This is a genomic window from Bradyrhizobium sp. P2_E8, assembly GCF_056403875.1.
Map to the genome: position 1 here is coordinate 1 of NZ_JBFUES010000258.1, position 8,155 is coordinate 8,155.

The window sequence follows — 8,155 nt, forward strand, 5'->3', positions numbered from 1 at the left end:
CGCTGGATCTCTTGAATGCCTACTACATGGGCGTGACGAAAATCCCGGATCCCGGCCTCTTCGGCGCCGGCATCTATATTCCAGCCGTTTACGTCCCGCTGCTGCTCGTCAGCCATGTTCTTGTCTTCATGATTCTCGTGAGGTCGGGATCAGAAGAAAAAGCGGCCTGACATCGCACCTGACATGGCCGCTGGCCGCGATCTCGTGCGTCCGCCAGAACCGACCTCTCTCTAGGGAACGCCGATGAACAGCGATGCTGCTTCCGTTGCCGCCCCGGCCCAGCCTCCTATCCGGCTCGGCTTGATGTGGACCGTTCTATTCACGATCCTGTGGACCTGGCTGATCTACTCGCTCCCCGCACTTCCGGAGAGCGGTTTTCCGGCCCTCGGCGTTCGGCTGCTGGCCCATGGGCTCATTGCGGTCGGCCTGTGGCTCGGGCTTGAAAACACCGCGTTGACGCCAGAGCAACGCCGGGCGACCTGGCTCGTCGTCATGGTCCCCTTCACGCTTTGGGCTGCCCTCGCCTGGACGGCAGCCATCAATGGTGCATTCCGCACGGGCGCTTCCTCCTTGCCGCTGCTTCCCGCGGCGATCCTGCTGCCAGTGATCGTCGGCGCTCCGGTGCTGATGCTATCGAAGCGAGTCGGACAATTGCTCGATGCAATGCCGACGACGTGGCTCATCGCCCTTCAGGTCTATCGCATCTTTGGCAGTCAGTGGCTTGCTTACTGGCTGCGCGGGGCGCTCCCGGGCTTATGGGCATTGCCGGCAGGAACCGGCGACGCGCTGACCGGCCTGTTCGCCGTGCCGGTGGCGATTGCATTGGCGGCCGGGACGGCCGAGGGGCGGAAAGGAGCGGTCTTCTGGAATATCTTCGGCCTCGCGGACTTCGCCGTCGCGATCGCCCTGGGAATGGCGATGTCGCCTGGCCCGTTCCAGTTGATCGTTCCGGATGGCCCGAGCATGGCCGTCGATACTTTTCCGAACGTGTTGACCCCGGCCTTCGTCGTACCCAGCTCGATCCTGTTGCACGTGCTGTCGCTGCGCCAACTGCGCCGGCGCAGCCGGGCCGAGACAGTGTGAGTCCTGTTGTTGTCTCAGAACGGCAGCGCCACGCCGGTCTTGATCTCCTTCAGCACCACATTGCTGCGGACGTAACGGATGCCGGGAATGCGGAACATGAACTCGTCGAGGAATCTGTTGTAGGCGGCCATGTCCTGCACGACGACGCGCAAATGATAGTCGGCGTCGCCCGTGGTCGCGAAACATTCCAGCACCTCGCGGCGCGTCGTGACCCTGGCCACGAACTCGTCGACGAACTTCGCATCGTGTCGCTCCAGCGAGACGTGGAGGATGGCCGACATCGTGAATCCCGCCTGCTCGCGTGCGACCAGCGCCGCATAGCCTTGGATGACGCCGCTCTCCTCCAGCGCGCGCACCCTGCGCCAGCAGGCGGAGGTGGACATGCCGACCTCGTCGGCGAGTTGCTGATTGGTGGCGCGACCATCCTTCTGAAGATGGGCGAGTATTCGCGTGTCCTGCTCTTCGATCATGGAGGCCTCTCAAGCCGAGAACATCTACCAAATTTGATTGCCTTGTGCAAAATTCTACCGAAATTTTGATCTAATCGGGAAAAATAGGTAAGACCTACCAGCCTCCCAGGCATAACCTTCCATCATCAGGCAGGATGCCGCGCGAGGTCCGCCATGGACGCCATTCCTTCACTCGACAGCTACGAGCTCCCCGACCGCTACGACCGCGAGGAGGGCCGCGTCTTCCTCACGGGTACGCAGGCCATCGTCCGCATCGCGCTCGACCAGGCGAAGCGCGACCGTATGCGCGGTCTCAACACCGCAGGTTTCATCTCCGGCTATCGCGGCTCGCCGCTCGGCGGCATCGACCTCGAGCTGTGGCGCATCCAGGAACGTCTCAAGCGGGACCGCATCGAATTCCTCCCGGCCGTGAACGAGGACCTCGCGGCAACCGCCGTGCTCGGCTCGCAACAGGTCGAGACGCAAGCGGAGCGCGAGTTCGATGGCGTGTTCGGGCTCTGGTACGGCAAGGGCCCCGGCGTCGATCGCTCCGGCGATGCGCTCAAGCACGGCAATGCCTACGGCTCCTCGCCGCATGGCGGCGTGCTGGTGGTCGCGGGCGACGATCATGGCTGCGTGTCGTCGTCGATGCCGCACCAGTCCGACGTCGCCTTCATGAGCTGGTTCATGCCGACGCTGCATCCGGCCGATGTCGGCGAATATCTGGCGTTCGGCGAATATGGCTACGCGCTGAGCCGCTTCTCCGGCATGTGGGTCGGCTTCAAGGCGATCTCGGAAATCGTGGAATCGGGCGCATCCGTCGCGCTGCGCCCGCCGCGCGCCTTCCGCACGCCCGACTTCACGCCGCCGCCGGGCGGCCTGCACTATCGCTGGCCCGACCTGCCGGGCCCGCAGATCGAGGAACGGCTGGAGGCGAAGAAGCACGCGGTCTATGCCTTCGCAAAGGCCAATCCGATCGACCGCCACATCTACGACATTCCGGGCGCCACATACGGCATCGTCACAACAGGCAAGGCGCATCTCGATCTGATGGAAGCGTTGCGGCTGATGGGCCTCGACGAAGCGGCCTGCCGCAGCATCGGCATCGACGTCTACAAGGTCGGCATGGTCTGGCCGCTGGCGCTGCATGACGCGATGGACTTCGTGAAGGGCAAGCGCGAGATCCTCGTGGTCGAGGAAAAGCGCGGCATCATCGAGAGCCAGTTCAAGGAATATTTCTACGACTATCCCGGCACCAAGCCCGAGCGCATGGTCGGCAAGCACGACGAGCGAGGGGCGCGGCTGATCTCCTGGATCGGCGAATTGTCGCCGCGTGCACTGGCTGGCGTGCTCGCCCGCCGGCTCGATCCGATGTTTCCGGGCCTCAATCTCGCCRCACGCGCGGCCGCCTTGATGCCTGAAGCCGCGCGCACGATCAACGTCAGCGGCGCGACACGCACGCCTTATTTCTGCTCGGGCTGCCCACACAACACGTCGACAAAGGTGCCTGAGGGATCGAAGGCGCTGGCCGGCATCGGCTGCCACTTCATGGCGAGCTGGATGGACCGCGAGACGTCGTCGCTGATCCAGATGGGCGGCGAGGGCGTGAACTGGGCGGCGTCGTCAAAATTCACCGGCAACAAGCATATCTTCCAGAATCTCGGCGAAGGCACCTACTATCACTCCGGCTCGATGGCGATCCGGCAGGCGATCGCCGCCAGGGCCAACATCACCTACAAGATCCTGTTCAACGACGCCGTCGCCATGACCGGCGGCCAGCCGGTGGACGGCCCCATCAGCGTCCATGCCATCGCGCATAGCGTCCGGGCTGAAGGTGTAACACGCATCGCGCTGGTATCGGACGATCCCGCGCAGTTTTCGCCGGCGGACCTGCCCATCGGCGTGACCATCCATCCGCGCGAGGAAATGGACCCCGTGCAGCGCGAGCTGCGTGAGGTTCCCGGCGTCTCCGTCCTGATCTACCAGCAGACCTGCGCCACCGAGAAGCGACGCCGCCGCAAGCGCGGGCAGATGGCCGATCCCAAGCGCTTTGCCTACATCAACGATCTCGTCTGCGAGGGCTGCGGCGACTGCTCGGTCGAATCCAATTGCCTGAGCGTCGAGCCGAAGGAGACGCCGTTCGGCCGCAAGCGGCAGATCAACCTGTCCGCCTGCAACAAGGATTTTTCCTGTCTCAACGGGTTTTGCCCGAGCTTTGTCACCGTCGAAGGCGCGACGCGCCGAAAGAAGAGCGCGAGCGAGATCGACGCGGTCGGCCGCGCGGCGACGCTTCCCCTGCCCGCTCCCGCCACGCTCGACCGTCCCTACGACCTGCTGGTAACAGGCGTCGGCGGCACCGGTGTGATCACCGTCGGCGCGCTGATCGGCATGGCCGCGCATCTCGAGCGACGCGGCGTCTCGGTCCTCGACTTCACCGGCTTTGCGCAGAAGTTTGGCCCGGTGCTGAGCTATATCCGCCTTGCCGACTCGCCCGAGGCGCTGCATCAGGTCCGCATCGACCAGGGTGCCGCCGACGCGCTGATAGGCTGCGACCTCGTCGTCAGCTCGGCGCCAAAGGCGTYCGGCACCTATCGTCGCGGCACGCGCGCTGCAATCAACACGGCGGAGATGCCGACCGGCGACGTCGTCCGCTTCCGCGACGCGGACCTCGCCTCGCCCGCCCGCCTGCGCGCGATCCGGCAGGTCATCGGCAACGACAATCTCGACACCATCAACGCCAACGCGCTGGCCGAACAGCTGCTCGGCGATGCCGTCTATGCCAACATCATCATGCTCGGCTTTGCCTGGCAGCACGGACTGATCCCTGTCTCGCTGCAAGCGCTGCTGCGCGCGATCGAGCTCAACGGCGTCACAGTCGAACGCAACAAGCAGGCCTTTGCCTGGGGCCGGATCGCCGCGGCCGATCCGGACTTGTTGCCGAAGGCGGACGATGCGCCCAAAGCCGAGACGCTCGACCAGCTCATCGCCCGCCGCGCCGATTTCCTCACCGCCTATCAGAACGCGGCCTACGCGGCACGCTACCGGACGATCGTCGCAAGGGTCCGCAATGCCGAAGCCAACCTGGACAGCGATGCGATGACCGAGGCCGTCGCACGCGCGCTGTTCAAGCTGATGGCCTACAAGGACGAGTACGAGGTGGCGCGCCTGCACATGCAGAGCGGCTTCCTCGACGAGTTGAAGCGCGAGTTCGAGGACGGTTTCAGCGTCCAGTATCACCTCGCACCGCCGTTCCTGCCGTCCGAACGCGACGCCCGCGGCCGTCCGCGCAAGCGCGCTTTCGGCCAGTGGATCCAGATGCCGCTTGCCATGCTCGCGCGGCTCAAGCTGCTGCGCGGGACGCCGCTCGATCCGTTCGGCTACACCGCCGAGCGGCGGACAGAGCGCGAGCTGATCTCCTGGTATGAGGGTGTGATCGAACGGATGCTTCGCGAACTCGACGCGGCGCGCCTGCCCGATTTCATTGCGATCGCCAAGGCTCCGATGGATATCCGTGGCTACGGCCCGGTCAAGGACGCCGCGGTCGCCAAGGTGAAGCCGGAGGTCGAACGGCTTCTCGCCGATGTGATCGCGGCATCGCCAGCAAAGATGCGCGCGCACGGTTGACGTGATGCCAGCGAGGCTTCAGCCTTCCGAATTCAAGGGGGCTCCCTGATGGAGCCCGGCAATCGGGTGACGCATCATGGATTTCGACCAGTTGACCCTGACCCAGGCCGCGGCCGACCTTCGCGCCGGGAAAGTCACGAGCACTGCACTCACGTCGGAAGCTCTTGCCCGCGCCAAAGCCAACACGGATCTCAACGCCTTCGTCATCCTGGACGAGGCCGGCGCCCTGAAGGCCGCAGCTGAATTCGACGCAAGCGGCGACCGGAGCAAGCCGCTCGGCGGCGTTCCCATCGTGATCAAGGACAATATCGAGGTGGCCGGGCTTCCCTGTAGTGCCGGCACGCCCGCGCTGAAGGATTACGTGCCGAGTTCCGATGCGCCGGTGGCGGCAAGGCTGCGCGCCGCCGGCGCAATCATCATCGGTAAGACCAGCATGCACGAACTCGCCTTCGGCATCTCCGGCTATAACACCGCATTCAAGACCGGCGCCGAGTTCGGCGTACGCAACGCCTATGATCGCGCGCTCATCGCGGGCGGCTCCTCGTCAGGCACGGGTGCCGCGCTCGGGGCGCGGATCGTCGCGGGCGGGCTTGGTACGGACACGGGCGGATCGGTCCGGGTACCGGCCGCGCTGAACGGATGCGCCTCGCTGCGCCCGACCGCCGGCCGCTATCCGCAAGAGGGCATTGCGCCGATCTCGCACACCCGCGACACCGCAGGGCCGATGGCCGCGACCATCGCCGATGTCGCGCTGCTCGACCGCGTCATCGCGGGTGGCGACGACGTCGTGCCGGCTGACCTGAAGCAGGTGCGGATCGGCATCGTGAGGTCGATGCTGACCAATCTCGATGCCGACACCGAGACCGCATTCCAGGCGGCCGTCGCGACAATGAAGGCACAGGGTGTCACGGTGGTCGAGATCGAGATGCCGCAGCTTGCCGGGCTCAACGGTCAGGTCGGTTTTCCCGTCGCGCTGTACGAAGCCTATGACGACATGGTCGCCTATCTCGCGCACACCGGCACCGGCCTCAGCATCGAGGCGCTGGCTAAGGAGATCGCGAGCCCCGACGTGAAGGGCACCTACGATGGCCTCGTCATCCCGCGCAAACTGCCCGGCCCCGACAACACGCTGCTCGACGCCAGGCCGATCTATGACGCAGCGATCGGGACCGCACGGCCTGCGCTGCAGGCGCTCTACAGCGACACGTTTTCCGGGAACAAGCTCGACGCTATCGCCTTTCCGACCACGCCGCGCGTCGCCATTCAGTCAAATCCCGATTCCAGCAGTCTCGAAAATTTCGGCCTGTTCATCCAGAACACCGATCCCGGCAGCAATGCCGGCATTCCCGGCATCCAACTTCCGATCGCGCTTGGCGCCACAAGCACATTGCCTGTTGGTCTCGAGCTGGACGGCCCGGCAGGCAGCGACCGCCGCCTGCTCGCGATCGGGATGGCGCTTGACACCGTGTTTGGGCGGCTGCCGGCGCCGGCGCGCTAGAGGCAAGCACATATCCATCTCCTCACCCTGAGGAGCTTGCGAAGCAAGCGTCTCGAAGGGCGAGGCCACGACCCGGGCCTTTCATCCTTCGAGACGCGCGTTCCGCGCTCCTCAGGATGAGGAATGCGTCTCACGAATACGGATTGATCAGCTTCTGCTGTTCGGCGCTGTGGTGCACGAGCATGTCGATGAAGGTCCTGACCTTCGCCGACAGATGATGTTTGTGCGGATAGACCGCGTTCATCGACATCTCGACAGGACGGTATTCGGGCAGGAGCCGAACGAGGTGACCGGCTTCGAGATCGTCCCGAATGAGAAACCCGGCCATCAGACAGACTGCAGCGCCTTCCAGCGCCACTTTCCGCAGGGCCTCACCGCTGTTGGTGATGAAGCTGCCGGAGATCCGTACCGATGCCGGCGCGCCCTTGCGATCGAAGAAGCGCCAATCGTCGCCGTAGGGATAATTCACGTGACGGCCGCAATTGTGCGCGGTGAGCTCATCGAGCTTGCGCACGCGACCATGCCTCTCGAGATAGTCGTGCGAGCAGCACAGCACGTGGCGCCAGGTGGCGAGACTGCGGACGATCAGGCTCGAATCCGGCGGTGTGGTCATGCGCACGGCAACGTCATACCCTTCCTCGATGAGGTCGACGTCGGCTTCGCCCATGCGCAGATCGATCTTGAGCTCTGGATAGGTCGACAGGAGTTTCGCCACGATGGGCGCGACAAACGGCACCATGTGCGTGGCGACGTGGACGCGCAAGGTGCCGCGGGGCACCGACTGCAATTCGCTCGCGATATCGTCGGCCTGTTCGATATCGGCGAGGATCTGGACGCAGCGGTCGTAATAGGCCTTGCCGATCTCGGTGAGGTTGACCCTGCGCGTGGTGCGCTGAAGCAGCCTCACTCCGAGCCGGTCTTCCAGCGCCTGAACGTGATTGCTCACCATGGTGGTCGACATGTTGAGCTTGCGGGCTGCTGCGGAGAAGCCGCCGGTCTCGACCACCCGGCTGAAGACTTCGAGGCTGGTCAATCGGTCCATGCCGCCTGATTATCCGCTCTTGATCGATAATCTCAAGGTATTCGCCCCGATTATCTATCAGATCATCTCGCGCGCGGCATTGGTGCGTGCGTTAGCAGCAATCGCTCGACAGGCACGGCAATCGCTCTGGGGCAGTCGCACGTCCGGTTGGGTAGATCATACGCACCTCAGGCGAGGTCCCGGACTATCCACCCGCAGTGGATAATCCTTCCAGCATTTCGCCGATTATCGCTCGAACTGGAAAGACCGATAGTCCCTGCCAGCCGATAGGAGACCGTCATGTCCGAGATGCCCCGCACCGAAACCTTTCAGCAAGCAACTGAAATCACTCAGGATTATTCCAAGGCGCCGCCGCATGTGCCGGTCCGAAACAAGCTCCGGCGGGCGGCCTTGGCGCTCGCGCTCCTCGCGGGCACGGCAGCGATCGCCTATTACGGACACGACTACTGGACCAACGGC

The 8,155-nt window shown here is 64.4% G+C and carries 5 protein-coding genes and 1 pseudogene; 4 read left to right on the forward strand and 2 right to left on the reverse strand.

What is annotated here, in order from left to right; genetic code table 11:
* Positions 1–243: 243 nt before the first annotated feature.
* Entirely contained in the window at positions 244–1,083 is an 840-nt protein-coding gene (locus AC1D00_RS16390; RefSeq protein ID WP_477011397.1) for an MFS transporter, read from the forward strand.
* 14 nt (positions 1,084–1,097) lie between these two features.
* Here AC1D00_RS16390 and AC1D00_RS16395 read toward each other — a convergent pair whose 3' ends face one another.
* Complete coding sequence (locus AC1D00_RS16395) at positions 1,098–1,553, reverse strand: Lrp/AsnC family transcriptional regulator (protein WP_028173910.1); 456 nt, start codon at positions 1,551–1,553, stop codon at positions 1,098–1,100.
* A gap of 153 nt (positions 1,554–1,706) precedes the next feature.
* Between AC1D00_RS16395 and AC1D00_RS16400 the strand changes: the two genes are divergently transcribed.
* A complete protein-coding gene (locus AC1D00_RS16400; protein WP_477011398.1) occupies positions 1,707–5,156 on the forward strand; it encodes an indolepyruvate ferredoxin oxidoreductase family protein in 3,450 nt (1,149 codons plus the stop codon).
* Between the two features lie 76 nt (positions 5,157–5,232).
* A complete protein-coding gene (gene iaaH / locus AC1D00_RS16405) occupies positions 5,233–6,654 on the forward strand; it encodes an indoleacetamide hydrolase (RefSeq protein WP_477011399.1) in 1,422 nt (473 codons plus the stop codon).
* Between the two features lie 130 nt (positions 6,655–6,784).
* Here the strand turns inward: iaaH and AC1D00_RS16410 are convergent, their stop codons facing one another.
* A complete protein-coding gene (locus AC1D00_RS16410) occupies positions 6,785–7,696 on the reverse strand; it encodes a LysR family transcriptional regulator (protein ID WP_477011400.1) in 912 nt (303 codons plus the stop codon).
* Between the two features lie 279 nt (positions 7,697–7,975).
* Here AC1D00_RS16410 and AC1D00_RS16415 point away from each other — a divergent pair.
* Positions 7,976–8,155: pseudogene (locus tag AC1D00_RS16415) on the forward strand (HlyD family secretion protein); the annotation flags it as partial.